At 68.9% G+C, this 22,204-nt stretch carries 34 protein-coding genes; 8 read left to right on the top strand and 26 right to left on the bottom strand.

Going from position 1 to position 22,204, the window contains the following annotated elements; genetic code table 11:
* Positions 1-13: 13 nt before the first annotated feature.
* The 5 genes from ACQP2F_RS46585 to ACQP2F_RS46565 form a co-directional block, all read right to left on the bottom strand.
* Complete coding sequence (locus ACQP2F_RS46585) at positions 14-208, bottom strand: hypothetical protein (protein ID WP_433308093.1); 195 nt, start codon at positions 206-208, stop codon at positions 14-16.
* A gap of 1 nt (position 209) precedes the next feature.
* Positions 210-1,631, bottom strand: a complete 1,422-nt coding sequence (locus ACQP2F_RS46580; protein ID WP_433308090.1) for a hypothetical protein — start codon at positions 1,629-1,631, stop codon at positions 210-212.
* 117 nt (positions 1,632-1,748) lie between these two features.
* Positions 1,749-1,997, bottom strand: coding sequence for a hypothetical protein (locus ACQP2F_RS46575; RefSeq protein ID WP_433308087.1), 249 nt, complete (start codon positions 1,995-1,997; stop codon positions 1,749-1,751).
* 2 nt (positions 1,998-1,999) lie between these two features.
* Entirely contained in the window at positions 2,000-2,446 is a 447-nt protein-coding gene (locus tag ACQP2F_RS46570; protein ID WP_433308084.1) for a hypothetical protein, read from the bottom strand.
* 14 nt (positions 2,447-2,460) lie between these two features.
* The gene (locus tag ACQP2F_RS46565) at positions 2,461-2,859 is read right to left on the bottom strand and encodes a hypothetical protein (RefSeq protein WP_433308081.1); all 399 of its coding nucleotides are present in this window, start codon (positions 2,857-2,859) and stop codon (positions 2,461-2,463) included.
* 142 nt (positions 2,860-3,001) lie between these two features.
* On the opposite strand from ACQP2F_RS46565, the gene ACQP2F_RS46560 reads away from it, so the two are divergent.
* From ACQP2F_RS46560 to ACQP2F_RS46545, 4 genes are all read left to right on the top strand, one after another.
* Positions 3,002-3,832 (top strand): GntR family transcriptional regulator, encoded by an 831-nt coding sequence (locus ACQP2F_RS46560; protein WP_433308078.1) that lies wholly within the window; start codon positions 3,002-3,004, stop codon positions 3,830-3,832.
* Between the two features lies 1 nt (position 3,833).
* Complete coding sequence (locus ACQP2F_RS46555) at positions 3,834-4,652, top strand: GNAT family N-acetyltransferase (protein ID WP_433308075.1); 819 nt, start codon at positions 3,834-3,836, stop codon at positions 4,650-4,652.
* Positions 4,642-4,965 (top strand): divalent-cation tolerance protein CutA, encoded by a 324-nt coding sequence (cutA, locus tag ACQP2F_RS46550; protein WP_433308072.1) that lies wholly within the window; start codon positions 4,642-4,644, stop codon positions 4,963-4,965. The genes ACQP2F_RS46555 and cutA (ACQP2F_RS46550) overlap by 11 nt, the downstream gene beginning before the upstream one ends.
* A gap of 550 nt (positions 4,966-5,515) precedes the next feature.
* On the top strand, positions 5,516-6,136 hold the full coding sequence (locus ACQP2F_RS46545; protein ID WP_433308069.1) for a hypothetical protein: 621 nt from the start codon (positions 5,516-5,518) through the stop codon (positions 6,134-6,136).
* 78 nt (positions 6,137-6,214) lie between these two features.
* Here the strand turns inward: ACQP2F_RS46545 and ACQP2F_RS46540 are convergent, their stop codons facing one another.
* The 13 genes from ACQP2F_RS46540 to ACQP2F_RS46480 all read right to left on the bottom strand — a co-directional run bounded on the left by ACQP2F_RS46540 (position 6,215) and on the right by ACQP2F_RS46480 (position 13,961).
* On the bottom strand, positions 6,215-6,475 hold the full coding sequence (locus ACQP2F_RS46540; RefSeq protein ID WP_433308066.1) for a hypothetical protein: 261 nt from the start codon (positions 6,473-6,475) through the stop codon (positions 6,215-6,217).
* 344 nt (positions 6,476-6,819) lie between these two features.
* On the bottom strand, positions 6,820-7,221 hold the full coding sequence (locus tag ACQP2F_RS46535) for a hypothetical protein (RefSeq protein WP_433308063.1): 402 nt from the start codon (positions 7,219-7,221) through the stop codon (positions 6,820-6,822).
* A gap of 96 nt (positions 7,222-7,317) precedes the next feature.
* Positions 7,318-7,734 carry a hypothetical protein gene (locus ACQP2F_RS46530; RefSeq protein WP_433308060.1) on the bottom strand — a complete coding sequence of 139 codons (417 nt, stop codon included), beginning with the start codon at positions 7,732-7,734 and terminating at the stop codon, positions 7,318-7,320.
* Positions 7,735-7,763: 29 nt separating this feature from the next.
* On the bottom strand, positions 7,764-8,096 hold the full coding sequence (locus tag ACQP2F_RS46525) for a hypothetical protein (RefSeq protein ID WP_433308058.1): 333 nt from the start codon (positions 8,094-8,096) through the stop codon (positions 7,764-7,766).
* Entirely contained in the window at positions 8,093-8,734 is a 642-nt protein-coding gene (locus ACQP2F_RS46520; protein WP_433308055.1) for an AAA family ATPase, read from the bottom strand. Before ACQP2F_RS46520 ends, ACQP2F_RS46525 begins: the two co-directional genes overlap by 4 nt.
* Positions 8,731-8,991, bottom strand: coding sequence for a hypothetical protein (locus ACQP2F_RS46515; protein WP_433308052.1), 261 nt, complete (start codon positions 8,989-8,991; stop codon positions 8,731-8,733). The genes ACQP2F_RS46520 and ACQP2F_RS46515 overlap by 4 nt, the downstream gene beginning before the upstream one ends.
* 43 nt (positions 8,992-9,034) lie before the next feature.
* Positions 9,035-10,216, bottom strand: a complete 1,182-nt coding sequence (locus tag ACQP2F_RS46510) for a rolling circle replication-associated protein (protein ID WP_433308049.1) — start codon at positions 10,214-10,216, stop codon at positions 9,035-9,037.
* 412 nt (positions 10,217-10,628) lie between these two features.
* A complete protein-coding gene (locus ACQP2F_RS46505) occupies positions 10,629-11,102 on the bottom strand; it encodes a hypothetical protein (RefSeq protein WP_433308047.1) in 474 nt (157 codons plus the stop codon).
* Between the two features lie 13 nt (positions 11,103-11,115).
* Positions 11,116-11,310 carry a hypothetical protein gene (locus ACQP2F_RS46500; RefSeq protein WP_433308093.1) on the bottom strand — a complete coding sequence of 65 codons (195 nt, stop codon included), beginning with the start codon at positions 11,308-11,310 and terminating at the stop codon, positions 11,116-11,118.
* 1 nt (position 11,311) lies between these two features.
* Entirely contained in the window at positions 11,312-12,733 is a 1,422-nt protein-coding gene (locus ACQP2F_RS46495) for a hypothetical protein (RefSeq protein ID WP_433308090.1), read from the bottom strand.
* 117 nt (positions 12,734-12,850) lie between these two features.
* Entirely contained in the window at positions 12,851-13,099 is a 249-nt protein-coding gene (locus ACQP2F_RS46490) for a hypothetical protein (RefSeq protein WP_433308087.1), read from the bottom strand.
* Between the two features lie 2 nt (positions 13,100-13,101).
* A complete protein-coding gene (locus tag ACQP2F_RS46485; RefSeq protein WP_433308084.1) occupies positions 13,102-13,548 on the bottom strand; it encodes a hypothetical protein in 447 nt (148 codons plus the stop codon).
* A gap of 14 nt (positions 13,549-13,562) precedes the next feature.
* On the bottom strand, positions 13,563-13,961 hold the full coding sequence (locus ACQP2F_RS46480) for a hypothetical protein (protein WP_433308081.1): 399 nt from the start codon (positions 13,959-13,961) through the stop codon (positions 13,563-13,565).
* Between the two features lie 142 nt (positions 13,962-14,103).
* On the opposite strand from ACQP2F_RS46480, the gene ACQP2F_RS46475 reads away from it, so the two are divergent.
* The 4 genes from ACQP2F_RS46475 to ACQP2F_RS46460 all read left to right on the top strand — a co-directional run bounded on the left by ACQP2F_RS46475 (position 14,104) and on the right by ACQP2F_RS46460 (position 17,238).
* The gene (locus tag ACQP2F_RS46475) at positions 14,104-14,934 is read left to right on the top strand and encodes a GntR family transcriptional regulator (protein WP_433308078.1); all 831 of its coding nucleotides are present in this window, start codon (positions 14,104-14,106) and stop codon (positions 14,932-14,934) included.
* 1 nt (position 14,935) lies between these two features.
* Entirely contained in the window at positions 14,936-15,754 is an 819-nt protein-coding gene (locus ACQP2F_RS46470; RefSeq protein WP_433308075.1) for a GNAT family N-acetyltransferase, read from the top strand.
* A complete protein-coding gene (gene cutA, locus ACQP2F_RS46465; RefSeq protein WP_433308072.1) occupies positions 15,744-16,067 on the top strand; it encodes a divalent-cation tolerance protein CutA in 324 nt (107 codons plus the stop codon). Before ACQP2F_RS46470 ends, cutA (ACQP2F_RS46465) begins: the two co-directional genes overlap by 11 nt.
* 550 nt (positions 16,068-16,617) lie before the next feature.
* Positions 16,618-17,238, top strand: a complete 621-nt coding sequence (locus tag ACQP2F_RS46460; RefSeq protein ID WP_433308069.1) for a hypothetical protein — start codon at positions 16,618-16,620, stop codon at positions 17,236-17,238.
* 78 nt (positions 17,239-17,316) lie between these two features.
* Here ACQP2F_RS46460 and ACQP2F_RS46455 read toward each other — a convergent pair whose 3' ends face one another.
* From ACQP2F_RS46455 to ACQP2F_RS46420, 8 genes are all read right to left on the bottom strand, one after another.
* Entirely contained in the window at positions 17,317-17,577 is a 261-nt protein-coding gene (locus ACQP2F_RS46455) for a hypothetical protein (protein WP_433308066.1), read from the bottom strand.
* 344 nt (positions 17,578-17,921) lie between these two features.
* Positions 17,922-18,323: a hypothetical protein gene (locus ACQP2F_RS46450; RefSeq protein ID WP_433308063.1), complete on the bottom strand. Its 402-nt coding sequence runs from the start codon at positions 18,321-18,323 to the stop codon at positions 17,922-17,924.
* A 96-nt stretch (positions 18,324-18,419) separates the two neighbouring features.
* Positions 18,420-18,836: a hypothetical protein gene (locus ACQP2F_RS46445; RefSeq protein WP_433308060.1), complete on the bottom strand. Its 417-nt coding sequence runs from the start codon at positions 18,834-18,836 to the stop codon at positions 18,420-18,422.
* Between the two features lie 29 nt (positions 18,837-18,865).
* Positions 18,866-19,198: a hypothetical protein gene (locus ACQP2F_RS46440; RefSeq protein ID WP_433308058.1), complete on the bottom strand. Its 333-nt coding sequence runs from the start codon at positions 19,196-19,198 to the stop codon at positions 18,866-18,868.
* Complete coding sequence (locus tag ACQP2F_RS46435) at positions 19,195-19,836, bottom strand: AAA family ATPase (RefSeq protein ID WP_433308055.1); 642 nt, start codon at positions 19,834-19,836, stop codon at positions 19,195-19,197. The genes ACQP2F_RS46440 and ACQP2F_RS46435 overlap by 4 nt, the downstream gene beginning before the upstream one ends.
* Positions 19,833-20,093, bottom strand: coding sequence for a hypothetical protein (locus ACQP2F_RS46430; RefSeq protein ID WP_433308052.1), 261 nt, complete (start codon positions 20,091-20,093; stop codon positions 19,833-19,835). Before ACQP2F_RS46430 ends, ACQP2F_RS46435 begins: the two co-directional genes overlap by 4 nt.
* 43 nt (positions 20,094-20,136) lie before the next feature.
* Positions 20,137-21,318 (bottom strand): rolling circle replication-associated protein, encoded by a 1,182-nt coding sequence (locus ACQP2F_RS46425; RefSeq protein WP_433308049.1) that lies wholly within the window; start codon positions 21,316-21,318, stop codon positions 20,137-20,139.
* Between the two features lie 412 nt (positions 21,319-21,730).
* Positions 21,731-22,204 (bottom strand): hypothetical protein, encoded by a 474-nt coding sequence (locus ACQP2F_RS46420; protein WP_433308047.1) that lies wholly within the window; start codon positions 22,202-22,204, stop codon positions 21,731-21,733.

Genomic DNA, 22,204 nt, shown 5'->3' with positions numbered 1-22,204 from the left:
CGTGGTTCTCCCTTCAGTGGTTCCGGCAGCCGGAGCAGTGGTGGCCCTCGCACTTGGGCTTGGAGGGCCAGAGGCGGGCGACGACCAGCAGGCCGACACCGAGGAGCCCGATCAGGGCGGGGGCGTGGCTGGCCAGCAGCGGCAGTCCCCACCAGCCAGCCGCGAGGAGCGCGACCAGGGCGACGGCCAGGGCCAGGAGGAGGCGCATGTCATGCCGCCTTTCCCTCGGCGCCAGCGCGCCGGGTGTCGAGGTCGATCACGTTGCGGTGCGACTGGACGTAGGTCACGAACTCGGCGATGTGGTGGTCTTCCACGAAGCCGAGCCGGGCGCGGATGGTGGTGCTGGCGCCGTCTTGCAGGCTGAAGAGCACGCCCGGGGTGGTCTCGGAGATCTGGTGGCAGGCCGCGCCGTACTCCACCGCGTCTTCGATCAGGGCCGCGTCGGTGTGGCTCTCGGTCGGCAGCCGCAGCGCGAGCCGCCGCGTGAACAGGTCCCGGATCGTGAAGGTGTCCTTGGTGGGCTCCTGGATGTTGCCGATCACGATGAATCCGGCCGCGCGACCCTGGGTGAGCAGCAGCCCCAACAGGTCTTCGATCTTGGCCCGGATCGAGCGCGACCAGTACCGCAGCAGCGGCGCCAACTCGTCGATGTCGATCAGGGTCAGGGGCCGTCCGGGGCCGGGCTTGAAGTCCCGCTCTCCGGCGGCGCCCTCGCGCTCGTTGGTCTCGTTCATCTCGGCCACGAGCCGGGTCAGCAGCTCCACCACGTCGTCAGGGTCGGCCCCGGCGTAGTCGCCCTTGGCGAAGACCGGCAGCATCTGCCGCAGCTCCTTGCCCTTGGGGTCGATGCCGACCGGGCGGACCCATCCGGCGACGATCGCGGGGGCCAGGTAGCGCCAGACATTCCACTGGAGTCCGGCCTTACCGGCGCCCGTGGAGCCCGCCAGCGAGGTGTGCCCGCCGAGGAGGCTCACCGTGTAGGGGTCGCCGAACTCGTCGCGGCCGACCGGCACCCGCCGGAAGTCGATCTCTTCGACGGTCTTCGGGATCGGGGTGGCCGGCACCGTCTCCACCAGTGGGTCACGGCGCATGAAGTCGAGCCGGTAGACCCGGGGACGCAGCTCACGGACGGCCGCCCGCTTGGCCCCGAAGGCGGTGCGCAGGCGCTCCGACACGTCGCGGAAGTCGCGCAGCTCCTGCCCGATCTGGCCGCGTACGGTCAGCCGGTCCCAGTACGGGGTGGTCGCGACCTTGACCAGCTTGGGCAGGAGAACCTTGTCGTTCTCCTCGATCGCCAGGGCGCACCGGGTGCACACCTTGACCCAGACCCGCCGGTACGCCCACCAGCGGCGCCACCAGGTGCGCAGCAGCATGCCCGCCGAGGCGTTGTAGGAGGCCGGGTGCGCGGCGCGCCAGGTCGACGCGGCAGTGATCACGACGACGGCCGCCGTGGCGAGCACCTCCCACCCGACGTGCGTCACGATCGCCGTGGTGATGGCGATCGCAGCCGTGGTGCGGGGGTGGCACACGGCGATCACGAGGAAGCGCCAGAGGAGCTTGGTCAGCATTTTGGCGAGCCACACGAGTGCCTTCCCGATCAGTCCGAACAGGAAGTCAAGAATGGTGAACACGTCGGTTCGCCTCCTTTCGCGTGTGGCATTCGAGCCAGGATTTAGGGCAGCAGGGGGCCGCCGCAGAATTGCCGTTCCGGACGGCCCCTGCTATTCCCGGGAATTGCGAATTGGTGCTTAGACCGCGTCGCCGAGGGTGGCGACGGCCGCGCGAAGGTCCCGCGCGAGGGACTCGATGCCCGCCTCGAAAGCGACGAGCTTTTTCTGGACGGTGGTCAGCGGTTCCGTGGTGGCGAGCCCTCCGGCCAGCTCCACGTCATCGCGGGAAGCGCCCTCGATCAGGCGCTGGACCTTGTCCACCTGAGCGTCGATCTCCTCCAGCCGGTGACCCAGGTCCCGGCTCACGTTGCGGATCAGCGTCGCCATGGTCAGGGCCTCGATTCGGAGTAGTAGATCCGGCGCTTGGCGAACGCGCCCATCTCGTCCGAGGCGGCCGAGGTGGACTTGGCAGCCGCGTGGCCTGCCGACACGGTCTCGTCAACGGAGGCGTACAGCTCGTTGACGGTCTTCTTCTGCGCGGGGGTCTTGGCGTTGATGTTGTCGATCAGCGCCGGGAGGGTACCGGCCTTGCTGGAAGCCGCCTCGACCATTCCGGCCAGCACCGCCATGGCGCGGGCGATGTCGATGCGACGCTGTTTCATCTGCCGCAAGCGCCGGTAGAAGTCGGCGCGGTTGGCCGCCCCCACCCTGGCGTCGGCGACCTTGTTGGACACGTACGCGCGGATCATGCCCTTACGGATGCGCTTGCGCTCGCTCTTACTCGTGAAGTTCGAGCCTCGCGCCGGTCGCAATGGCGTGGCCGTCGCTGTTGCCATTTCTCAGCCCCTTTCTAGGCTGCTTTTCCGGCGGGCGCAGCGGCGAGAGCACGGACCGCCTCCGCCCGGTACCAGACCTGAACCCCGATCACCTTCTCCTCTCCCGTCTCGGGGTTCTTCTTGGTCTTCTCCATCACGCCGATCTCGAAGTTGACCAGGTCGACGGGCGTGTACGGCATGAGGCCCTTCGCCGGGTCCGTGGCCGAAGCGATGCCCACCCGGAGCACCTCGTTCTGCGGGCGGCCGAACTGGTCCCGGGTCATCGCGACCACCTGAACCTCGAACTTCGGCAGGGGGTTCGGGCCCTTGGTCATCTCCTGCCGGTCGGACCCGAACGCGCGCTTGGGGTCGCAGGACAGGAAGGCGATGCCCTGGAACGTGGCCACCTGGTTGATCTTGAACAGGGTGAACATCTGGGATCTCCTCCCGGGCACTCCGGCCCTTGCTCCTTCGGTCAACATCAATGACCGGTCTGTCAGTACTGTACGTACAGAGTGACGCGGACCGCAAGGGGTATGTACGATCTGTACGAACAAAGTTTTGGAGGAGGTGAGGATGGCCGGGAGCCGACCCCGCTGGGAGATCGTCTATGACGACCTCCGGAGGGAGATTGACCAGGAGAAACTCTGCCCGGGTGACCGCGTGCCGACCGAACTGGACCTTGCGGCCCGGTACGGCTTTTCGCGCGCCACGATCCGGACCGCGATCACGCGGCTTGAGCAGGACGGGCTGATCACCGGCGGCGCCGGTAGTCTCGGCCGGCACGTCCGGCGCCGGGAGCTGATCTCCTGGAACCTGACGAAGTTCGAGCTAGGGGCCTACGTCGATGACCCCGTGAACTTCGTTGACCAGTGGGAGGCCGACGCTCACTCCGAAGGCTGGAACACCCGCCAGGTGGTCGCTGGCGTGGCCGAGCTTGCCGCGCCCGACCAGGTAGCGCTCTACCTCGGGTGCAAGCCGGGGACCAGGCTCATCCGACGGCGCCGCCTCCGCTACATCTCGAAGCCGGAGGTACCCGAGCAGCTCGCCATGATCGCTGACACGTGGACTCCTGTCGACATCGCCCGCCTAGAGATCGACGGCGTGGCGCCGCTCATGGAGGAGTCGAGCGTCGTCTACCCCGGCGGCATCTACCGGGCCCTCGGCTTCCGCCAGGTTCGCTACGAAGACGACATCCAGGCCCGCATGCCCACGCCTGAAGAGGCCGATCTCCTCGCCGTGCAGCCCGGCACGCCGGTCGGACAGCACGCACGCGTAGGCGTCGATGCGTCCGGCCGCCGCGTCCGGGTACTGATCTCGGTGTTCGCTGGCGACCGCCAGAGGCTGCGCTACACGCTCGATGTACCGAGCCAGCGCCCCGCTGCCGACAAGATCCCGGAGGCTTAAAGTGCTCCTCACATTCGAGCAGGCCAAGGCTGACGACCTCCCGACCGTCCTACAGATCTTGGACGACGCGGCGCGCTGGCTCCAAGATCAGGGCATCGAGCAGTGGCCTGCCCGGTTCGGTGGCGTAGACGACTGGCGCTCCGCTCGGATCGGCAGGTACGTCGAGGCTGGCGAAAGCTGGCTCGTTCACGTCGCCGGAGAACCCGTCGCCACGTTCAGCGTCTCCACCAGAGCCGATCCCGACTATGCCGACGGGTGGCCCGACGGCCCTCACGCTGCGCTCTACATCTTCCGCATGGCGGTGCTGCGGAGCTGGGCCGGGCGGGACCTCGGAACCCGCATCCTCGATTGGGCCAGCTCGCGGGCTCTCGCCGCCGGTCATGACTGGCTGCGGCTCGACTGCCACCGCCGGAACCGACCCCTTCAGCGCTACTACGAAGCCCGCGGCTTCACCCGCATGAACACCCTGGTCCGGACCATCGACGACAACGGCCACCCCTACACACGAGGGTCCGGCGCCCTCTACCAGCGTCCCGCCGGCACGATGTTCTACCCCTCGATCACGGAAGGTCTCGACATGAGCGACCGCTACGACCCCGACGGCGAAGCCGCGATCTGGCAGCAAGCGAGCCAGCTCGTGATCGGACTCAAGCTCCCCGACGAGCCTCAGCCTGGCTGGAATGCGGCCCTTGAGCAGGCAGCGCGAGCCCTCGACAACGAGTCACGCGCCATCCGCCAGGGCAACGGCATGTACTACCGGGTGATCACTGGGCAGGGCCACCCGGGGAAGCTCCCCGAGGAAGACGCCAATGCCCACTGAGCACGTCCTGGTCCTGAGCACCGCACCGACCGAGAGCGAAGCCCTCAGCCTCGCTCACGCCCTGGTCGACGCTCGGCTAGCCGCGTCGGTGCAGGTGTCCGCGCAGGTCAGAGCCGTCTACCGCTGGAGAGGCGACGTTCACGACGAGCCCGAGTGGCAACTCTCGATCAAGACTGCGGCCGACAAGGTCCCCGACCTGGTGGCCTGGCTTCCGGCGCGGCACAGCTACGAGGTGCCCGAGCTGGTCGTGCTGCCGATCACCGGCGGGTGGCCGCCCTTCCTAGAGTGGATCACGGCCGAGACGCGAGCCTGATCCACCTCGGCGCACGCAAGGGAGCCCCTGACCTGGTCTTTTCCGGGCAGGGGCTCCCTTGTTGTTGATGTAGGGCCAGTTTTGGCGCATATAACAAGCCCAGCGTGGGGGTTGCGGTTGGCGGTCCCGCTCCCAAGATCGCGGGCATGCAGCGGGACGGCACCCCAGAGGGGCCCCACCGTCCCGCGCCCGCAGGGCGCGGGACCGCTCCGAGGGGTGGCCTTGAAGGTCAACACATCAACCAGGGGGACGCTCCAGGTGTGACGTCGCGCGCGTTCAACCCCCTGCCGGGTCTGGGTATGCCGTCGCGGTTGACGTCAAGATCTGGCACCGATGAGGGGGTGGGGTCTGGCGGTGGGGCGAGGCCGAGCGTCCCGGGTCCGGGTGGCTGCCGACCTGGGGTTTAGGTCAAAGGCTCACCGTTATGGGACCTGGGTGCCGTGGCGCGGCCGTACCACCTTCGCGAGTGCTGCCGTCCCCGATCTCTACTGATGTACTGATCTACTGATATCCGGGATGGCTGATCGACGCACGGGCGTACCGTGGCGAGGTGATCACGGGGAGGGGATCAGGCTGGCGCGACCGTGCCGCGCGGCTGAGCGAGCGCTACGACGCGTGGGAAGCCCGAAGGCTCACCCGGCTGTCCGGGTGGACAGTCCGGCGCCGCTACGTGACGTTCGTGCTGGCGCCGCTGCTGCTGTGCTGCTGCGGTGGGGGAGTGCTCGGCGTGCCGGTCGTGTGGTTCCTGCGGACGACGATCGAGGCCGGGCGTGGGGAGGTGTCGCCGGACGCGGCGGCGAACTCGTACCTGATGGCGCTCGGGTACGGCCAGGAGGAGGGCCTGCTGGCGCTGCTGGATGACGAGCACCAGGGCGAGCTCCTCGAGCAGTGGAAGGCGTACCGGGCCGAGATGACCGGCACCGACCCTCCGCCGGCAAAGCTGGACTTCGGCACCTTGACCGTCGGACCGATCCACGATCACCGGGCCGAGGTGACTACCGACGTTGCGGCGAGCTGGGCGCAGACGGACGAGAACGGCCGCTTGCAGATGTACCGGAGCCAGGCATACCAGTGGCGGATCGAGACCCGCGAGGATGACGGCTGGCGGGTGTCCGTCGTGCACGCTCCGGCCTGGTGTGGCGGGTACGTGCTGGCCGCGCACTGCCACTGAGCACGCAGAACGGCCCCCGGGAGTCGTTATCACCGGAGGCCGCCTGTCTGCGGTTGTACTGATCTACTGATGTACTGATCACCAGAGGGCGATCTCTTCGCACCCGTCCGGCAGCTTCGGCCGGATCTTGATGTTCTTCGGGCGGTCCCGGTCGCCATGCCGTTCGTCGGCGAGGTTGCGGCTGTCGGTCTCGATCTCGCGGCCGTCGGGCAGCCGGACCACGGCGCGGGCGCCCATGTAGTGCACGATCGTGACCTTGGGTTGTGCGTACGCTGCGGACGGCGCGGCCGGGCGGTTGGGGACGAGGTACATCTCCTCGCCCGGTCGCGGGTCTCGCATCACCGACCCTGGTGTCCGGCCTGCCCGTGACGGGAGGCCAGGTGGTCGGGGGCCGAGGCAGTCTCGTGACCGGCGGGCATCAGGTGCCCACGGGCGGAGTCGTGCACCGGGCGGCCGTCCGCGATGACGCGGCCCGAGGCTGTCTGAGTGCTTCCGGCGGGGTTGGTGGAGGTGCTCCGTGCCATGATGGGGTCGCTCCTTGTGAGGGAGTGACGGGTGGCCTCCTGTTGCTGTCCAAGGCGGGGAGGCCGCCCGTGCCGCCGTTCTGGCGGTCACCGCGCGAGACCGGCCCCGTTCCCGATCTCCCACGGCTGAGCGCCACACGTGGCTACTGAAGTACTGACCTACTGACCTCCTTCGGTGGGCCAGAGCACCGCAACGACCTGGTCGTACTCCGCCGGGGGAATGCCGAGACGGGTCTTCCCGGGCTCGTCGTACAGGTCGTACAGCTCGCGCTGTCCCTTGGCCCACTCCTTCCAGGCGGTCCGCATCGTGTCCTGAAGCCCGCCCATGGCGAAGGTGATCGAGGCCAGGTCGGCGCCGGCGAGGGCCGCACGGTGGATGTGAATCGGTCGCCAGTTGGTCAGCCAGTGGGCGAGAGCGGACATGATCGCGATCTGTTCGAGCTCTCCGTCGGCGGTCCGATCGACCTCGCCAGCCGCGTCAGCCCAGCGGCGCGCCAGCCCGTAGGCGCCAGCCCTGTACGCCTCGTCGAAGGTCCGGATCGGTTCCTGCGTCTCGGTCATCTTCTCCCCTTCCCTCTGCAATCAGTGTATCAGTAGGTACTGATCTACTGAAGTACTGATGTACTGATCAGCTTCATATGGTGCACCGATGCAAGATCAGCCGAGTACCAACAGGTCCCGCTTCTCGACCCAGGACATGCCGCTGATGCCCGGCCAGCTCACGTGAGCCTTGCTCTCCGTCTCGCCCACGACCGTCCCGTACGTCGCCGGAAGGCCCTTCTCCGCGACCAGGTGGTCCTTGACCCGCACCGTGGCGTTGATCAGGTGCTGGCCTGCCCACCCCGCGTGGTTGCCGGTACGCAGGCCCGCGCGCTCGCGCTCACCATCGGTCAGGGGGTCGGGGACGATCACGTCCCGCTGCGGGTACCAGACCCGGCCGCCGCCGGTCAGGGTGAAGTCGAGCCGGACCTTGGTGTCGGTCAGGTCGATGACCCGCCCGCTCGTACCGGGGTGGTCGATGTGCCGGGCCCACACGCCGATCTCCAGGTCACCCCGTGACTGTGCACTTGCCATGTTCCCTCCGCATCTACTGATGTACTGATCTACTGACCTTCCTTGAGGTCAGCGAGGATGAGCTTGGTCAGGGTCTCGTCGACCAACAGCCGCTTGACCAGGGCTTCCAGCACGTCTTGCTTGGTCAGCCGGGCCTTGCCGAGCCGGACGGCGGACTCCCCGAGCCAGCGCTGAAGGTCGCGGTGCACCGCCGGGGGCAGGTCCAGGGTTGACCGGACCGGTTTGGCCAGCACGGGCTCGGCCGCCGCCTGGTCGTGCCCGGGGTGGGTGCCGGCCGCCGTCTGGTCGTGCGCCGCTGCCTGCTGGCGCTGGAGCCGCGCGGCCTTCTCGCGGAGCTCCTCGGCGCGGGTCTTGCCGGTCATGCCGTCACCTTCTCGGGTTCGAGGTCGAGCAGCTCGTTCGCCGCGTCGCCGAAGGGGGTCTTCGAGGCTCGGCGGATCGGGCTGCCCCACGCTTGGGTGTAGAGCTGTCCGGTGCCCACGATGGCGTCGAGCACGGTCCACCCGGCCTCTTCGCAGAGCTGCCGGTAGACGATCTGCGGCGTGGCCTTGCGGGTGGTCCGGTTGAGCATGATCGCCGTGGCGGGCGGGATACCGTCCGGCCGCAGGTCGGTGGCGTCGTTGAGGACCTTGCGGACCTCGATCAGCCGGTCGAACTCGATCGGGGTGGGCGCCATCGGGATCATGACGTGGGTGGCCAGCCGGAGCGCGCTGACGACAGTCCCGCGCTGGGCCTGCATGGGCGGGGTGTCGATCACGGCCACGTCGTACAGGTCACCCGCAACGCCGGGGAGCGTCTTGTGGATGTTGCTGACGGCCATGCCAACGACCGGCCAGGGGAGGTCAGCGTCGGCCTGCCACGCCTGGAGGCTCTTGTTCTCGCCGTCAGCGTCGACCCCGAGCACACGGAGGCCGCTCTCGTGGAACGCCTGACAGAGGAAGCCGGTCGAGGTGGTCTTGAGCACGCCGCCCTTGAGGTTGGCGACCACGATCACGATCATCTGTCGGCCTCCTCGCCGTACGGCTGGCCGAGGTCACTGATCTGGTGGTCCGCGCAAGGCATGAAGACGCCCTCCTCGGTCCGGCACCCGCACGGACGCTCGTAGATCGGGGCGGGCTCGGCGCCGGGCACGTCTACCAGGACCAGGTGCTTACGGCCTTCCAGCAGGTCACGGGCGTCAGCGCTGGTGAGCGAGTCGACGAAGCGGAGCGCCGCGTCCGAGATCGCTTCGAGCTGACGGTGGGTCAATTCGGTCATGTCCCCAGTCTACCCGCATCTACTGATCTACTGAAGTACTGATCTACTGATCGTTTTCATATCCTGGTGGTGGCTCGCAGGGCTCGCCGTCGAGCCGGAGCGCCGTGGGGTGGACCGCTTCCAGGGCGCGGGCGAGCTGCCCACCGAAGGAGGCACCGTCGTTCACGCTGACGAAGCCGCGGCCGTTGCCGAGCCGCCGGACGCGGCGCCGGACCGAGCGCCGGGAGGGCTTGCGGGCCTCCACCGTCTGTGCGCCGGCCAAACCGACGACCGGGGCCAGTTCGCTGCGGATCGCGCCGCCTCGAGTACGGGTGACCGTGACCTCTCGTGTCGTGCCCTGGGCGCGGGCCCACCGCCGGACGATCCGCGCGGCCCATGCCGCCTGGTCGGGGGTGACCTCTACCGCCACGGTGAGCCGCCGCAGACCCCAGTAGCCCCAGAACCGCCCGGGGCCCTTGCCGGGGGCCTGCCAGGGCTCGGGCACGCTGTTCTGGTACTCCTTCGAGCGGAAGGCGCCGTGCTTGGTGAAGTACACGGCGACGCGCTTGGGGTCGCTGGCCCGCAGGCCCTCCGCGAAGTCGACGCCGGTACCGGCGAGCCCGTGGCGGCGCCGCTGCTCAGGGTCGGGGTGGTCCACGATGTCGACCCAGACGGCGCTCAGCCACGCCCGGAAGGGGAGCCCCGCGCCGACCCACGCCGCTTTCCGGGCGCGCTTGCCAGGGGTCCGCGCCGTCCCGTGCGGGGGCACCATGAGCAGGTGGAAGTGCGGGGCGCCCCGACCCTGGAATTCGAGCTTCCACACCGCGTGCAGGTCTCGGCCCCACGCCTTGACGAAGCGCTTCCGCAGCGCCTGCAGGTGGCGCTTGACGGTCTTGCCGTCCGGGGCGACCTCTAGCCACTCGCCGGGGTAGGTCAGGGTGACCATCGCGGGCAGCCGGGTGGGGTCGGCCAGCAGCGGCCGGTAGTCGAGCTCGCACAGGGCCCGGACCATGTTGGCGCGGCTCTTGCGCGACCATTCGGTGATCTCCCGGGAGGGGTCCTGCTCCGGCTCCTCTTCGCCCCGGGCGAGGTAGCCCGCCACCTGGTCGACGGTCTTCTGGCGGGCGATCAGGGCCCGTTCCTGGGTGCGCTCGCGCCGGGCCAGGTCGGGCCAGGACACGGCCAGCGATCCGGCCGCCAGGATGATCCGGGGCCGGGGGCCTTCCTCGCCTGCCCAGGGCGCCACGGCGTCAAAGCACGAAGCGACATGCGTCAGTTTTTCGGGCGTCGGGAAGCGCGGGCGCCACAGCTCGCCGAGGTCAAAGGTGACCTCATTCCTAGCTTGCTCGGCGCCCCTCAGCTCGACCGACAGCACGGCGACCGACGCCGTATCTGCTAGATCCCTTTTAACTTGCTCCGCACGTAGGGGCGTGTCGAGGGGCGGGGAGACGTGCGCAGACAGCACAGCGTCGGCTAGCCTGGTGGCAGGCATCCGGGTTACCGCCTTCTTCTCGCAGATGGATCAGCGGAACCCCGGTGCGGAGGGCCTGGTGTTGGTAGCACCGGGCCTTCGCCATTTCCTGGGGTTCCGCCGATTACCTTTCTCGGTCGAGACGCCTCCGTCACGGCGACACACCGCAGCGCGCGCCGGAATTCGCTCAATGGCCCTTGCAGCCTCCGCAGTGGAGCCCGGAGCACCCGGTGGCCTTGCGCCGGGCGAGGGCCGAGAGGACCAGGGCGCCAGCGACGATCACGAAGAAGCCGATCGCGACCGGGGAGACGGCCGAGGCCGCCCGGACCGTGGCGCTGACGAGCGAGTAGAGCAGGTAGCCGAGCCCACCGAGCGCACCGAGGATGCTGCCGGTGATGATCGCGGGCTTGACCATGCGACGGGCGAAGGTGGGTTGCGCCGGCACGACGTCGGCCAGCGGGACCCGGCGCAGGGTGACCACGGTCGTTACCCGGTGCAGGTCGCCGTGGACGGCGGCCGGGGCGCTCGCGGCGACCAGGTGGCCGCTGGCGCGGACCATGCCGAGGGTGGTCTCCACCTCGCCCGGCGTGCCGGTGACGCGGCGGTAGAGCAGATCGGGCCGGGCGTTCGCGGGCTCGGCGGTGCGGACGATGGCGGTCATCGTGGTTCTCCCTTCAGTGGTTCCGGCAGCCGGAGCAGTGGTGGCCCTCGCACTTGGGCTTGGAGGGCCAGAGGCGGGCGACGACCAGCAGGCCGACACCGAGGAGCCCGATCAGGGCGGGGGCGTGGCTGGCCAGCAGCGGCAGTCCCCACCAGCCAGCCGCGAGGAGCGCGACCAGGGCGACGGCCAGGGCCAGGAGGAGGCGCATGTCATGCCGCCTTTCCCTCGGCGCCAGCGCGCCGGGTGTCGAGGTCGATCACGTTGCGGTGCGACTGGACGTAGGTCACGAACTCGGCGATGTGGTGGTCTTCCACGAAGCCGAGCCGGGCGCGGATGGTGGTGCTGGCGCCGTCTTGCAGGCTGAAGAGCACGCCCGGGGTGGTCTCGGAGATCTGGTGGCAGGCCGCGCCGTACTCCACCGCGTCTTCGATCAGGGCCGCGTCGGTGTGGCTCTCGGTCGGCAGCCGCAGCGCGAGCCGCCGCGTGAACAGGTCCCGGATCGTGAAGGTGTCCTTGGTGGGCTCCTGGATGTTGCCGATCACGATGAATCCGGCCGCGCGACCCTGGGTGAGCAGCAGCCCCAACAGGTCTTCGATCTTGGCCCGGATCGAGCGCGACCAGTACCGCAGCAGCGGCGCCAACTCGTCGATGTCGATCAGGGTCAGGGGCCGTCCGGGGCCGGGCTTGAAGTCCCGCTCTCCGGCGGCGCCCTCGCGCTCGTTGGTCTCGTTCATCTCGGCCACGAGCCGGGTCAGCAGCTCCACCACGTCGTCAGGGTCGGCCCCGGCGTAGTCGCCCTTGGCGAAGACCGGCAGCATCTGCCGCAGCTCCTTGCCCTTGGGGTCGATGCCGACCGGGCGGACCCATCCGGCGACGATCGCGGGGGCCAGGTAGCGCCAGACATTCCACTGGAGTCCGGCCTTACCGGCGCCCGTGGAGCCCGCCAGCGAGGTGTGCCCGCCGAGGAGGCTCACCGTGTAGGGGTCGCCGAACTCGTCGCGGCCGACCGGCACCCGCCGGAAGTCGATCTCTTCGACGGTCTTCGGGATCGGGGTGGCCGGCACCGTCTCCACCAGTGGGTCACGGCGCATGAAGTCGAGCCGGTAGACCCGGGGACGCAGCTCACGGACGGCCGCCCGCTTGGCCCCGAAGGCGGTGCGCAGGCGCTCCGACACGTCGCGGAAGTCGCGCAGCTCCTGCCCGATCTGGCCGCGTACGGTCAGCCGGTCCCAGTACGGGGTGGTCGCGACCTTGACCAGCTTGGGCAGGAGAACCTTGTCGTTCTCCTCGATCGCCAGGGCGCACCGGGTGCACACCTTGACCCAGACCCGCCGGTACGCCCACCAGCGGCGCCACCAGGTGCGCAGCAGCATGCCCGCCGAGGCGTTGTAGGAGGCCGGGTGCGCGGCGCGCCAGGTCGACGCGGCAGTGATCACGACGACGGCCGCCGTGGCGAGCACCTCCCACCCGACGTGCGTCACGATCGCCGTGGTGATGGCGATCGCAGCCGTGGTGCGGGGGTGGCACACGGCGATCACGAGGAAGCGCCAGAGGAGCTTGGTCAGCATTTTGGCGAGCCACACGAGTGCCTTCCCGATCAGTCCGAACAGGAAGTCAAGAATGGTGAACACGTCGGTTCGCCTCCTTTCGCGTGTGGCATTCGAGCCAGGATTTAGGGCAGCAGGGGGCCGCCGCAGAATTGCCGTTCCGGACGGCCCCTGCTATTCCCGGGAATTGCGAATTGGTGCTTAGACCGCGTCGCCGAGGGTGGCGACGGCCGCGCGAAGGTCCCGCGCGAGGGACTCGATGCCCGCCTCGAAAGCGACGAGCTTTTTCTGGACGGTGGTCAGCGGTTCCGTGGTGGCGAGCCCTCCGGCCAGCTCCACGTCATCGCGGGAAGCGCCCTCGATCAGGCGCTGGACCTTGTCCACCTGAGCGTCGATCTCCTCCAGCCGGTGACCCAGGTCCCGGCTCACGTTGCGGATCAGCGTCGCCATGGTCAGGGCCTCGATTCGGAGTAGTAGATCCGGCGCTTGGCGAACGCGCCCATCTCGTCCGAGGCGGCCGAGGTGGACTTGGCAGCCGCGTGGCCTGCCGACACGGTCTCGTCAACGGAGGCGTACAGCTCGTTGACGGTCTTCTTCTGCGCGGGGGTCTTGGCGTTGATGTTGTCGATCAGCGCCGGGAGGGTACCGGCCTTGCTGGAAGCCGCCTCGACCATTCCGGCCAGCACCGCCATGGCGCGGGCGATGTCGATGCGACGCTGTTTCATCTGCCGCAAGCGCCGGTAGAAGTCGGCGCGGTTGGCCGCCCCCACCCTGGCGTCGGCGACCTTGTTGGACACGTACGCGCGGATCATGCCCTTACGGATGCGCTTGCGCTCGCTCTTACTCGTGAAGTTCGAGCCTCGCGCCGGTCGCAATGGCGTGGCCGTCGCTGTTGCCATTTCTCAGCCCCTTTCTAGGCTGCTTTTCCGGCGGGCGCAGCGGCGAGAGCACGGACCGCCTCCGCCCGGTACCAGACCTGAACCCCGATCACCTTCTCCTCTCCCGTCTCGGGGTTCTTCTTGGTCTTCTCCATCACGCCGATCTCGAAGTTGACCAGGTCGACGGGCGTGTACGGCATGAGGCCCTTCGCCGGGTCCGTGGCCGAAGCGATGCCCACCCGGAGCACCTCGTTCTGCGGGCGGCCGAACTGGTCCCGGGTCATCGCGACCACCTGAACCTCGAACTTCGGCAGGGGGTTCGGGCCCTTGGTCATCTCCTGCCGGTCGGACCCGAACGCGCGCTTGGGGTCGCAGGACAGGAAGGCGATGCCCTGGAACGTGGCCACCTGGTTGATCTTGAACAGGGTGAACATCTGGGATCTCCTCCCGGGCACTCCGGCCCTTGCTCCTTCGGTCAACATCAATGACCGGTCTGTCAGTACTGTACGTACAGAGTGACGCGGACCGCAAGGGGTATGTACGATCTGTACGAACAAAGTTTTGGAGGAGGTGAGGATGGCCGGGAGCCGACCCCGCTGGGAGATCGTCTATGACGACCTCCGGAGGGAGATTGACCAGGAGAAACTCTGCCCGGGTGACCGCGTGCCGACCGAACTGGACCTTGCGGCCCGGTACGGCTTTTCGCGCGCCACGATCCGGACCGCGATCACGCGGCTTGAGCAGGACGGGCTGATCACCGGCGGCGCCGGTAGTCTCGGCCGGCACGTCCGGCGCCGGGAGCTGATCTCCTGGAACCTGACGAAGTTCGAGCTAGGGGCCTACGTCGATGACCCCGTGAACTTCGTTGACCAGTGGGAGGCCGACGCTCACTCCGAAGGCTGGAACACCCGCCAGGTGGTCGCTGGCGTGGCCGAGCTTGCCGCGCCCGACCAGGTAGCGCTCTACCTCGGGTGCAAGCCGGGGACCAGGCTCATCCGACGGCGCCGCCTCCGCTACATCTCGAAGCCGGAGGTACCCGAGCAGCTCGCCATGATCGCTGACACGTGGACTCCTGTCGACATCGCCCGCCTAGAGATCGACGGCGTGGCGCCGCTCATGGAGGAGTCGAGCGTCGTCTACCCCGGCGGCATCTACCGGGCCCTCGGCTTCCGCCAGGTTCGCTACGAAGACGACATCCAGGCCCGCATGCCCACGCCTGAAGAGGCCGATCTCCTCGCCGTGCAGCCCGGCACGCCGGTCGGACAGCACGCACGCGTAGGCGTCGATGCGTCCGGCCGCCGCGTCCGGGTACTGATCTCGGTGTTCGCTGGCGACCGCCAGAGGCTGCGCTACACGCTCGATGTACCGAGCCAGCGCCCCGCTGCCGACAAGATCCCGGAGGCTTAAAGTGCTCCTCACATTCGAGCAGGCCAAGGCTGACGACCTCCCGACCGTCCTACAGATCTTGGACGACGCGGCGCGCTGGCTCCAAGATCAGGGCATCGAGCAGTGGCCTGCCCGGTTCGGTGGCGTAGACGACTGGCGCTCCGCTCGGATCGGCAGGTACGTCGAGGCTGGCGAAAGCTGGCTCGTTCACGTCGCCGGAGAACCCGTCGCCACGTTCAGCGTCTCCACCAGAGCCGATCCCGACTATGCCGACGGGTGGCCCGACGGCCCTCACGCTGCGCTCTACATCTTCCGCATGGCGGTGCTGCGGAGCTGGGCCGGGCGGGACCTCGGAACCCGCATCCTCGATTGGGCCAGCTCGCGGGCTCTCGCCGCCGGTCATGACTGGCTGCGGCTCGACTGCCACCGCCGGAACCGACCCCTTCAGCGCTACTACGAAGCCCGCGGCTTCACCCGCATGAACACCCTGGTCCGGACCATCGACGACAACGGCCACCCCTACACACGAGGGTCCGGCGCCCTCTACCAGCGTCCCGCCGGCACGATGTTCTACCCCTCGATCACGGAAGGTCTCGACATGAGCGACCGCTACGACCCCGACGGCGAAGCCGCGATCTGGCAGCAAGCGAGCCAGCTCGTGATCGGACTCAAGCTCCCCGACGAGCCTCAGCCTGGCTGGAATGCGGCCCTTGAGCAGGCAGCGCGAGCCCTCGACAACGAGTCACGCGCCATCCGCCAGGGCAACGGCATGTACTACCGGGTGATCACTGGGCAGGGCCACCCGGGGAAGCTCCCCGAGGAAGACGCCAATGCCCACTGAGCACGTCCTGGTCCTGAGCACCGCACCGACCGAGAGCGAAGCCCTCAGCCTCGCTCACGCCCTGGTCGACGCTCGGCTAGCCGCGTCGGTGCAGGTGTCCGCGCAGGTCAGAGCCGTCTACCGCTGGAGAGGCGACGTTCACGACGAGCCCGAGTGGCAACTCTCGATCAAGACTGCGGCCGACAAGGTCCCCGACCTGGTGGCCTGGCTTCCGGCGCGGCACAGCTACGAGGTGCCCGAGCTGGTCGTGCTGCCGATCACCGGCGGGTGGCCGCCCTTCCTAGAGTGGATCACGGCCGAGACGCGAGCCTGATCCACCTCGGCGCACGCAAGGGAGCCCCTGACCTGGTCTTTTCCGGGCAGGGGCTCCCTTGTTGTTGATGTAGGGCCAGTTTTGGCGCATATAACAAGCCCAGCGTGGGGGTTGCGGTTGGCGGTCCCGCTCCCAAGATCGCGGGCATGCAGCGGGACGGCACCCCAGAGGGGCCCCACCGTCCCGCGCCCGCAGGGCGCGGGACCGCTCCGAGGGGTGGCCTTGAAGGTCAACACATCAACCAGGGGGACGCTCCAGGTGTGACGTCGCGCGCGTTCAACCCCCTGCCGGGTCTGGGTATGCCGTCGCGGTTGACGTCAAGATCTGGCACCGATGAGGGGGTGGGGTCTGGCGGTGGGGCGAGGCCGAGCGTCCCGGGTCCGGGTGGCTGCCGACCTGGGGTTTAGGTCAAAGGCTCACCGTTATGGGACCTGGGTGCCGTGGCGCGGCCGTACCACCTTCGCGAGTGCTGCCGTCCCCGATCTCTACTGATGTACTGATCTACTGATATCCGGGATGGCTGATCGACGCACGGGCGTACCGTGGCGAGGTGATCACGGGGAGGGGATCAGGCTGGCGCGACCGTGCCGCGCGGCTGAGCGAGCGCTACGACGCGTGGGAAGCCCGAAGGCTCACCCGGCTGTCCGGGTGGACAGTCCGGCGCCGCTACGTGACGTTCGTGCTGGCGCCGCTGCTGCTGTGCTGCTGCGGTGGGGGAGTGCTCGGCGTGCCGGTCGTGTGGTTCCTGCGGACGACGATCGAGGCCGGGCGTGGGGAGGTGTCGCCGGACGCGGCGGCGAACTCGTACCTGATGGCGCTCGGGTACGGCCAGGAGGAGGGCCTGCTGGCGCTGCTGGATGACGAGCACCAGGGCGAGCTCCTCGAGCAGTGGAAGGCGTACCGGGCCGAGATGACCGGCACCGACCCTCCGCCGGCAAAGCTGGACTTCGGCACCTTGACCGTCGGACCGATCCACGATCACCGGGCCGAGGTGACTACCGACGTTGCGGCGAGCTGGGCGCAGACGGACGAGAACGGCCGCTTGCAGATGTACCGGAGCCAGGCATACCAGTGGCGGATCGAGACCCGCGAGGATGACGGCTGGCGGGTGTCCGTCGTGCACGCTCCGGCCTGGTGTGGCGGGTACGTGCTGGCCGCGCACTGCCACTGAGCACGCAGAACGGCCCCCGGGAGTCGTTATCACCGGAGGCCGCCTGTCTGCGGTTGTACTGATCTACTGATGTACTGATCACCAGAGGGCGATCTCTTCGCACCCGTCCGGCAGCTTCGGCCGGATCTTGATGTTCTTCGGGCGGTCCCGGTCGCCATGCCGTTCGTCGGCGAGGTTGCGGCTGTCGGTCTCGATCTCGCGGCCGTCGGGCAGCCGGACCACGGCGCGGGCGCCCATGTAGTGCACGATCGTGACCTTGGGTTGTGCGTACGCTGCGGACGGCGCGGCCGGGCGGTTGGGGACGAGGTACATCTCCTCGCCCGGTCGCGGGTCTCGCATCACCGACCCTGGTGTCCGGCCTGCCCGTGACGGGAGGCCAGGTGGTCGGGGGCCGAGGCAGTCTCGTGACCGGCGGGCATCAGGTGCCCACGGGCGGAGTCGTGCACCGGGCGGCCGTCCGCGATGACGCGGCCCGAGGCTGTCTGAGTGCTTCCGGCGGGGTTGGTGGAGGTGCTCCGTGCCATGATGGGGTCGCTCCTTGTGAGGGAGTGACGGGTGGCCTCCTGTTGCTGTCCAAGGCGGGGAGGCCGCCCGTGCCGCCGTTCTGGCGGTCACCGCGCGAGACCGGCCCCGTTCCCGATCTCCCACGGCTGAGCGCCACACGTGGCTACTGAAGTACTGACCTACTGACCTCCTTCGGTGGGCCAGAGCACCGCAACGACCTGGTCGTACTCCGCCGGGGGAATGCCGAGACGGGTCTTCCCGGGCTCGTCGTACAGGTCGTACAGCTCGCGCTGTCCCTTGGCCCACTCCTTCCAGGCGGTCCGCATCGTGTCCTGAAGCCCGCCCATGGCGAAGGTGATCGAGGCCAGGTCGGCGCCGGCGAGGGCCGCACGGTGGATGTGAATCGGTCGCCAGTTGGTCAGCCAGTGGGCGAGAGCGGACATGATCGCGATCTGTTCGAGCTCTCCGTCGGCGGTCCGATCGACCTCGCCAGCCGCGTCAGCCCAGCGGCGCGCCAGCCCGTAGGCGCCAGCCCTGTACGCCTCGTCGAAGGTCCGGATCGGTTCCTGCGTCTCGGTCATCTTCTCCCCTTCCCTCTGCAATCAGTGTATCAGTAGGTACTGATCTACTGAAGTACTGATGTACTGATCAGCTTCATATGGTGCACCGATGCAAGATCAGCCGAGTACCAACAGGTCCCGCTTCTCGACCCAGGACATGCCGCTGATGCCCGGCCAGCTCACGTGAGCCTTGCTCTCCGTCTCGCCCACGACCGTCCCGTACGTCGCCGGAAGGCCCTTCTCCGCGACCAGGTGGTCCTTGACCCGCACCGTGGCGTTGATCAGGTGCTGGCCTGCCCACCCCGCGTGGTTGCCGGTACGCAGGCCCGCGCGCTCGCGCTCACCATCGGTCAGGGGGTCGGGGACGATCACGTCCCGCTGCGGGTACCAGACCCGGCCGCCGCCGGTCAGGGTGAAGTCGAGCCGGACCTTGGTGTCGGTCAGGTCGATGACCCGCCCGCTCGTACCGGGGTGGTCGATGTGCCGGGCCCACACGCCGATCTCCAGGTCACCCCGTGACTGTGCACTTGCCATGTTCCCTCCGCATCTACTGATGTACTGATCTACTGACCTTCCTTGAGGTCAGCGAGGATGAGCTTGGTCAGGGTCTCGTCGACCAACAGCCGCTTGACCAGGGCTTCCAGCACGTCTTGCTTGGTCAGCCGGGCCTTGCCGAGCCGGACGGCGGACTCCCCGAGCCAGCGCTGAAGGTCGCGGTGCACCGCCGGGGGCAGGTCCAGGGTTGACCGGACCGGTTTGGCCAGCACGGGCTCGGCCGCCGCCTGGTCGTGCCCGGGGTGGGTGCCGGCCGCCGTCTGGTCGTGCGCCGCTGCCTGCTGGCGCTGGAGCCGCGCGGCCTTCTCGCGGAGCTCCTCGGCGCGGGTCTTGCCGGTCATGCCGTCACCTTCTCGGGTTCGAGGTCGAGCAGCTCGTTCGCCGCGTCGCCGAAGGGGGTCTTCGAGGCTCGGCGGATCGGGCTGCCCCACGCTTGGGTGTAGAGCTGTCCGGTGCCCACGATGGCGTCGAGCACGGTCCACCCGGCCTCTTCGCAGAGCTGCCGGTAGACGATCTGCGGCGTGGCCTTGCGGGTGGTCCGGTTGAGCATGATCGCCGTGGCGGGCGGGATACCGTCCGGCCGCAGGTCGGTGGCGTCGTTGAGGACCTTGCGGACCTCGATCAGCCGGTCGAACTCGATCGGGGTGGGCGCCATCGGGATCATGACGTGGGTGGCCAGCCGGAGCGCGCTGACGACAGTCCCGCGCTGGGCCTGCATGGGCGGGGTGTCGATCACGGCCACGTCGTACAGGTCACCCGCAACGCCGGGGAGCGTCTTGTGGATGTTGCTGACGGCCATGCCAACGACCGGCCAGGGGAGGTCAGCGTCGGCCTGCCACGCCTGGAGGCTCTTGTTCTCGCCGTCAGCGTCGACCCCGAGCACACGGAGGCCGCTCTCGTGGAACGCCTGACAGAGGAAGCCGGTCGAGGTGGTCTTGAGCACGCCGCCCTTGAGGTTGGCGACCACGATCACGATCATCTGTCGGCCTCCTCGCCGTACGGCTGGCCGAGGTCACTGATCTGGTGGTCCGCGCAAGGCATGAAGACGCCCTCCTCGGTCCGGCACCCGCACGGACGCTCGTAGATCGGGGCGGGCTCGGCGCCGGGCACGTCTACCAGGACCAGGTGCTTACGGCCTTCCAGCAGGTCACGGGCGTCAGCGCTGGTGAGCGAGTCGACGAAGCGGAGCGCCGCGTCCGAGATCGCTTCGAGCTGACGGTGGGTCAATTCGGTCATGTCCCCAGTCTACCCGCATCTACTGATCTACTGAAGTACTGATCTACTGATCGTTTTCATATCCTGGTGGTGGCTCGCAGGGCTCGCCGTCGAGCCGGAGCGCCGTGGGGTGGACCGCTTCCAGGGCGCGGGCGAGCTGCCCACCGAAGGAGGCACCGTCGTTCACGCTGACGAAGCCGCGGCCGTTGCCGAGCCGCCGGACGCGGCGCCGGACCGAGCGCCGGGAGGGCTTGCGGGCCTCCACCGTCTGTGCGCCGGCCAAACCGACGACCGGGGCCAGTTCGCTGCGGATCGCGCCGCCTCGAGTACGGGTGACCGTGACCTCTCGTGTCGTGCCCTGGGCGCGGGCCCACCGCCGGACGATCCGCGCGGCCCATGCCGCCTGGTCGGGGGTGACCTCTACCGCCACGGTGAGCCGCCGCAGACCCCAGTAGCCCCAGAACCGCCCGGGGCCCTTGCCGGGGGCCTGCCAGGGCTCGGGCACGCTGTTCTGGTACTCCTTCGAGCGGAAGGCGCCGTGCTTGGTGAAGTACACGGCGACGCGCTTGGGGTCGCTGGCCCGCAGGCCCTCCGCGAAGTCGACGCCGGTACCGGCGAGCCCGTGGCGGCGCCGCTGCTCAGGGTCGGGGTGGTCCACGATGTCGACCCAGACGGCGCTCAGCCACGCCCGGAAGGGGAGCCCCGCGCCGACCCACGCCGCTTTCCGGGCGCGCTTGCCAGGGGTCCGCGCCGTCCCGTGCGGGGGCACCATGAGCAGGTGGAAGTGCGGGGCGCCCCGACCCTGGAATTCGAGCTTCCACACCGCGTGCAGGTCTCGGCCCCACGCCTTGACGAAGCGCTTCCGCAGCGCCTGCAGGTGGCGCTTGACGGTCTTGCCGTCCGGGGCGACCTCTAGCCACTCGCCGGGGTAGGTCAGGGTGACCATCGCGGGCAGCCGGGTGGGGTCGGCCAGCAGCGGCCGGTAGTCGAGCTCGCACAGGGCCCGGACCATGTTGGCGCGGCTCTTGCGCGACCATTCGGTGATCTCCCGGGAGGGGTCCTGCTCCGGCTCCTCTTCGCCCCGGGCGAGGTAGCCCGCCACCTGGTCGACGGTCTTCTGGCGGGCGATCAGGGCCCGTTCCTGGGTGCGCTCGCGCCGGGCCAGGTCGGGCCAGGACACGGCCAGCGATCCGGCCGCCAGGATGATCCGGGGCCGGGGGCCTTCCTCGCCTGCCCAGGGCGCCACGGCGTCAAAGCACGAAGCGACATGCGTCAGTTTTTCGGGCGTCGGGAAGCGCGGGCGCCACAGCTCGCCGAGGTCAAAGGTGACCTCATTCCTAGCTTGCTCGGCGCCCCTCAGCTCGACCGACAGCACGGCGACCGACGCCGTATCTGCTAGATCCCTTTTAACTTGCTCCGCACGTAGGGGCGTGTCGAGGGGCGGGGAGACGTGCGCAGACAGCACAGCGTCGGCTAGCCTGGTGGCAGGCATCCGGGTTACCGCCTTCTTCTCGCAGATGGATCAGCGGAACCCCGGTGCGGAGGGCCTGGTGTTGGTAGCACCGGGCCTTCGCCATTTCCTGGGGTTCCGCCGATTACCTTTCTCGGTCGAGACGCCTCCGTCACGGCGACACACCGCAGCGCGCGCCGGAATTCGCTCAATGGCCCTTGCAGCCTCCGCAGTGGAGCCCGGAGCACCCGGTGGCCTTGCGCCGGGCGAGGGCCGAGAGGACCAGGGCGCCAGCGACGATCACGAAGAAGCCGATCGCGACCGGGGAGACGGCCGAGGCCGCCCGGACCGTGGCGCTGACGAGCGAGTAGAGCAGGTAGCCGAGCCCACCGAGCGCACCGAGGATGCTGCCGGTGATGATCGCGGGCTTGACCATGCGACGGGCGAAGGTGGGTTGCGCCGGCACGACGTCGGCCAGCGGGACCCGGCGCAGGGTGACCACGGTCGTTACCCGGTGCAGGTCGCCGTGGACGGCGGCCGGGGCGCTCGCGGCGACCAGGTGGCCGCTGGCGCGGACCATGCCGAGGGTGGTCTCCACCTCGCCCGGCGTGCCGGTGACGCGGCGGTAGAGCAGATCGGGCCGGGCGTTCGCGGGCTCGGCGGTGCGGACGATGGCGGTCAT

The sequence above is a fragment of the Actinoplanes sp. CA-030573 genome (assembly GCF_050951115.1).
Lineage (GTDB): Bacteria > Actinomycetota > Actinomycetes > Mycobacteriales > Micromonosporaceae > Actinoplanes.
This window is presented reverse-complemented; position numbering and strand designations above follow the sequence as displayed.

Coding starts and splice junctions, on each gene's coding strand:
- cutA (WP_433308072.1), top strand. CDS start 4,642: ATGCCCACTGAGCACGTCCTGGTCCTGAGCACCGCACCGACCGAGAGC.
- ACQP2F_RS46445 (WP_433308060.1), bottom strand. CDS start 18,836: ATGGCAAGTGCACAGTCACGGGGTGACCTGGAGATCGGCGTGTGGGCC.
- ACQP2F_RS46570 (WP_433308084.1), bottom strand. CDS start 2,446: ATGGCAACAGCGACGGCCACGCCATTGCGACCGGCGCGAGGCTCGAAC.
- ACQP2F_RS46520 (WP_433308055.1), bottom strand. CDS start 8,734: ATGATCGTGATCGTGGTCGCCAACCTCAAGGGCGGCGTGCTCAAGACC.
- ACQP2F_RS46430 (WP_433308052.1), bottom strand. CDS start 20,093: ATGACCGAATTGACCCACCGTCAGCTCGAAGCGATCTCGGACGCGGCG.
- ACQP2F_RS46585 (WP_433308093.1), bottom strand. CDS start 208: ATGCGCCTCCTCCTGGCCCTGGCCGTCGCCCTGGTCGCGCTCCTCGCG.
- ACQP2F_RS46485 (WP_433308084.1), bottom strand. CDS start 13,548: ATGGCAACAGCGACGGCCACGCCATTGCGACCGGCGCGAGGCTCGAAC.
- ACQP2F_RS46475 (WP_433308078.1), top strand. CDS start 14,104: ATGGCCGGGAGCCGACCCCGCTGGGAGATCGTCTATGACGACCTCCGG.
- ACQP2F_RS46490 (WP_433308087.1), bottom strand. CDS start 13,099: ATGGCGACGCTGATCCGCAACGTGAGCCGGGACCTGGGTCACCGGCTG.
- ACQP2F_RS46540 (WP_433308066.1), bottom strand. CDS start 6,475: ATGCGAGACCCGCGACCGGGCGAGGAGATGTACCTCGTCCCCAACCGC.
- ACQP2F_RS46505 (WP_433308047.1), bottom strand. CDS start 11,102: ATGACCGCCATCGTCCGCACCGCCGAGCCCGCGAACGCCCGGCCCGAT.
- ACQP2F_RS46420 (WP_433308047.1), bottom strand. CDS start 22,204: ATGACCGCCATCGTCCGCACCGCCGAGCCCGCGAACGCCCGGCCCGAT.
- ACQP2F_RS46440 (WP_433308058.1), bottom strand. CDS start 19,198: ATGACCGGCAAGACCCGCGCCGAGGAGCTCCGCGAGAAGGCCGCGCGG.
- ACQP2F_RS46450 (WP_433308063.1), bottom strand. CDS start 18,323: ATGACCGAGACGCAGGAACCGATCCGGACCTTCGACGAGGCGTACAGG.
- ACQP2F_RS46535 (WP_433308063.1), bottom strand. CDS start 7,221: ATGACCGAGACGCAGGAACCGATCCGGACCTTCGACGAGGCGTACAGG.
- ACQP2F_RS46525 (WP_433308058.1), bottom strand. CDS start 8,096: ATGACCGGCAAGACCCGCGCCGAGGAGCTCCGCGAGAAGGCCGCGCGG.
- ACQP2F_RS46480 (WP_433308081.1), bottom strand. CDS start 13,961: ATGTTCACCCTGTTCAAGATCAACCAGGTGGCCACGTTCCAGGGCATC.
- ACQP2F_RS46455 (WP_433308066.1), bottom strand. CDS start 17,577: ATGCGAGACCCGCGACCGGGCGAGGAGATGTACCTCGTCCCCAACCGC.
- ACQP2F_RS46515 (WP_433308052.1), bottom strand. CDS start 8,991: ATGACCGAATTGACCCACCGTCAGCTCGAAGCGATCTCGGACGCGGCG.
- cutA (WP_433308072.1), top strand. CDS start 15,744: ATGCCCACTGAGCACGTCCTGGTCCTGAGCACCGCACCGACCGAGAGC.
- ACQP2F_RS46560 (WP_433308078.1), top strand. CDS start 3,002: ATGGCCGGGAGCCGACCCCGCTGGGAGATCGTCTATGACGACCTCCGG.
- ACQP2F_RS46565 (WP_433308081.1), bottom strand. CDS start 2,859: ATGTTCACCCTGTTCAAGATCAACCAGGTGGCCACGTTCCAGGGCATC.
- ACQP2F_RS46575 (WP_433308087.1), bottom strand. CDS start 1,997: ATGGCGACGCTGATCCGCAACGTGAGCCGGGACCTGGGTCACCGGCTG.
- ACQP2F_RS46500 (WP_433308093.1), bottom strand. CDS start 11,310: ATGCGCCTCCTCCTGGCCCTGGCCGTCGCCCTGGTCGCGCTCCTCGCG.
- ACQP2F_RS46435 (WP_433308055.1), bottom strand. CDS start 19,836: ATGATCGTGATCGTGGTCGCCAACCTCAAGGGCGGCGTGCTCAAGACC.
- ACQP2F_RS46530 (WP_433308060.1), bottom strand. CDS start 7,734: ATGGCAAGTGCACAGTCACGGGGTGACCTGGAGATCGGCGTGTGGGCC.